Consider the following 3,682-nt stretch of genomic DNA (forward strand, 5'->3'; position numbering starts at 1 on the left):
AGCGGATCATTACGGTATCAGAAGCGGATCGCATCCTGGCTCTGCGGCATCGGATAGCCGTTGAAAACATGTTGGTGACCATCCACAACGGGATTGCAGATACGCCGCAGAGAGCAGAACCGTCGCACACTGATGAACCGCACATTGTGATGGTCGCTCGTTTTGCCCAACCAAAAGATCAATCGCTTTTGATTCGAGCACTTGAAGGTCTTAATGGGGAGTTTTCCTTGTCCTTTGTCGGTGATGGGCCAACTCGCCGAGAAATGGAAGCCCTGGCAGCGAACTCCTCCATTCGCCATCGAATCACCTTTCTCGGTACCCGCGCAGATGTGGTCGAACTCTTGGCAAAAGCCCACGTGTTTGTGTTGACGTCAAATTGGGAGGGCTTTCCGATCAGCATTTTGGAAGCGATGCGGGCGGGACTGCCGGTGGTGGCGTCGGACGTGGGAGGCGTGTGCGAGGCGGTGGTGGACGGGGAAACCGGATATTTGGTGCCACGGGGGGATGAGGTGACCCTGCGGGATCGGCTGAAGCGGTTGATCACCAATCCAGATCTCCGTGCACGCATGGGACAAGCCGGCAGGCGTCGGTATGAACAGCATTTTACGCTCGACAAGATGCTAAATCGGACCTGGCAAGTCTATGAAGAGGTTTTGCGCGAACATCGGCGGTGAGGTGGCGTTGAGCGTCGTTTTCTTGGACCTGGTGGGCGGGGAATGGCTTGTCGAACCTTGTCCTTTGACGTAAAATAACTTTTGTTCGTATGTCTCGGGCCGATAGGATTCGTTGTGCAGTTGGCGATACTCCGAGGTTCAATAACGCTGAGTATCGGGGTGCGGAGGTGAAACGGGTGCGGGTGTTGGTAACCGGGGGTGCGGGTTTTATCGGTTCCCATGTGGTGGACCGACTGTGTGAAGAAGGCCACGATGTGGCGGTGGTGGACGACCTGAGCACTGGTCGAGAGGATCAGGTCCATCCGTGGGCCCAGTTACATATTCAGTCCGTGGAATGTCAATCCCTCGCCGATGTCTTCGGGAATGTTCGTCCGGAGGTGGTGATTCACCTCGCTGCGCAAAGCAATGTGCCCAGGTCAATCCGGGATCCTCTGGCCGACGGCCGGGTCAATGTTCTGGGTACTGTCAACGTGTTGAACCAGTGCAGGGAGTATGGCGTGCGGAAGATCATCTATGCCTCATCGGCGGCCGTGTACGGTGAGCCTCAGTATCTGGCTATTGACGAGGCGCACCCCATCCTCCCCTCCTCCTTCTATGGCATTTCAAAATTCACCCCGGAATTGTACATCCGACGTTATGCGGATTTGTACGGCTTGGACTATACGATTCTGCGTTTTGCAAATGTTTACGGTCCCCGTCAGGACCCGAGCGGCGAAGGCGGGGTTGTATCGATCTTTGTGGACAAGCTGTTGCGGGAGGAGCCGGCTTATATCGACGGAGATGGCGAGCAAACTCGGGACTTTGTCTACGTGGAAGATGTGGCGGCGGCCAATGTAGCGGCCATGACCCTCGGTTCTCGGGAAGTGGTGAACATCGCAACCGGTCATCCCACCTCGGTGAATGATCTGTGGGATACATTGCGTCAATTGTCGGGCTCGAAAGCCCGAGCCGTTCATCGGGAACCTCGGCCGGGGGATATCCGTCACAGTTACCTTGCCAACGATCGAGCGCGTCGGGTGCTGGACTGGGAGCCGACCTTTACGCTGCAGGAGGGGCTTGAGCGGACCTTGGCGAATTATGAACAGCGGTTCGCTGGTGCTCCGACCGGTGTCGGCAAGGACAGCTTTTTAAAGTAAGGAGATGGGCCATGAATACCTCCGGGGACAGCATCGTCAAGAAAATCCTCTGGATGGCCTTGGATCTCGCGATCTTGTACGGCAGCTTCATGCTCGCCTATGTTCTGCGTTTCCATCACGGCATCCCGCCGGAGAACCTCCACCCATTCTTCTCTTTGGCCCCATGGGTTGGTGCGGCGGCCTTATTGATTTTTTATTTTTTCGATCTGTACGCCACCACGGCGAGGAAACATCTGGTTCAGATGTTGCAATCGGTGATCGTGTCCGAGGCGCTGCTGGCCTTGGTGATCATGGCCCTGAGTTTCTGGGGCCGGGGATTCGCCTTTCCGCGCACGGTCATTTTCCTCGGAATGTTCCTGGAGACCATTCTGGCTATGTCGGCCCGGGTGGTTGCTTGGTCCACCCATTGGATGACCAGCGGCAAGCGCCGGGTGCTCATCGTGTCCACCGGGTCGCTGGATGCGGCACGGTATCGTGAAAAGCTGGCGCGTCATGCGCCGGGATGGTTTGCGGTAGCGGGAACGGCCACGGCGGACCAAGTGGAAAAAGAACCAGATATCCTGGATGATGTGGACGTGCTGTTGCTCTCGCCCCGGTTGTCGAGAGAGCACAAAGAGTTTGTTCTGCGGGTCGGGGTTCGCTGTGGGAAGGAAGTGCTGCTGGTTCCCGATGCATATGAGCTGTTCTTGGCCGGGTCCCAGTGGCAACAGATCGACGACCTCCTGGTGCTGTCGGTAACGCCGCCGACCCTGTCCCCGTTTCAGCGATCGGTGAAGCGTCTGGTGGATGTGGTTGCGTCTGCAGTGTTGATTATGTTAACTTCTCCCCTTATGATCTTGCTGTTCGTGCTCGTTCCGTTGACCTCTCCTGGCCCTGCCCTGTATCGCCAGGAACGGCTGGGGGAACGGCGCAAGCCTTTTGTGCTCTATAAGTTTCGGAGCATGGTGCGGGATGCTGAGAAGTTGACGGGCCCGGTGTTGGCCTCCGAGGATGATCCGCGCATCACGCCCTTGGGGCGCCTGATGCGCTCGACCCGGTTGGATGAGTTACCCCAGTTGTTCAACGTGCTCAAAGGCGACATGAGCCTGGTGGGGCCTCGGCCGGAACGGCGTCATTTTGTTGAGCAATTTGAGCAAGACCTGCCCCATTACGGGTACCGCATGGCGGTGAAGCCGGGGATTACGGGCCTGGCCCAGGTGATGGCCAATTACAGCACCACGGCCGAAGACAAACTGCGGTACGATCTCCTCTACATACGAAATTATTCTATTTTGCTTGACATCAAAATTCTGTTTCAAACCCTGGCGATCCTGTTTCGCCGGGACCGGTCGGCCGGTGTCCGACAGGAAGATGTGCGGAAAGAAGCGGTGCGGTGAGAACATTCACGCGAGATTAGGATCGAGTATGCTAGTATGGAGGACGATGACGATTCCCGGTTGTGGTACTCCCTTCAGTCTCTCACTGGTATGAAATGTGCCGTACCGGACGAATTTACATGGGAGAACATCTCAACGACCGGGGGGTGGCCACCCGGAGGCGATCTAAAAAATCCGTTTATTATTCTGGCTTTCTACTGACACCGGAGAAAGGAGGTCGGCCGATGACGACGGTGGATGTAAACGAACGCGTGCTTCGATGGGCGATTGGCCGGACGGCAGACCCGATCGAGCTCCAACAAAAGTTTCCCAAACTTCCTGAATGGCTTAGCGGGGAAAGCCAGCCAACATTGCGGCAACTTGAAAATTTCGCGGTTGCGACTTCCGTCCCGCTCGGATATCTGTTTCTTTCTGAGCCTCCTGAGGAACGGTTGCCTATGCACCTGTTTCGCACTCTGGACGGTAAACATGTGACCCGACCGAGTCCTGGACTTTT

Annotated in this window: 3 protein-coding genes and 1 pseudogene; all 4 read left to right on the plus strand. The window is 56.4% G+C overall.

Features of this window, described 5'->3' with window-relative positions:
* The coding region (locus tag K6T64_RS16460) for a glycosyltransferase (protein ID WP_288011244.1) at window positions 1-674 on the plus strand (674 nt) is incomplete at its 5' end.
* A 176-nt stretch (window positions 675-850) separates the two neighbouring features.
* A complete protein-coding gene (locus tag K6T64_RS16465; protein ID WP_288011247.1) occupies window positions 851-1,810 on the plus strand; it encodes an NAD-dependent epimerase/dehydratase family protein in 960 nt (319 codons plus the stop codon).
* Window positions 1,811-1,821: 11 nt separating this feature from the next.
* Complete coding sequence (locus tag K6T64_RS16470) at window positions 1,822-3,186, plus strand: sugar transferase (protein ID WP_288011249.1); 1,365 nt, start codon at window positions 1,822-1,824, stop codon at window positions 3,184-3,186.
* Window positions 3,187-3,410: 224 nt separating this feature from the next.
* Window positions 3,411-3,682: pseudogene (locus tag K6T64_RS16475) on the plus strand (hypothetical protein); the annotation flags it as partial.

Origin of the sequence: Kyrpidia sp., from assembly GCF_023512215.1 — a bacterium.
GTDB classification, from domain to species: Bacteria; Bacillota; Bacilli; order Kyrpidiales; family Kyrpidiaceae; genus Kyrpidia; species Kyrpidia spormannii.

Coding starts and splice junctions, on each gene's coding strand:
- K6T64_RS16470 (WP_288011249.1), top strand. CDS start 1,822: ATGAATACCTCCGGGGACAGCATCGTCAAGAAAATCCTCTGGATGGCC.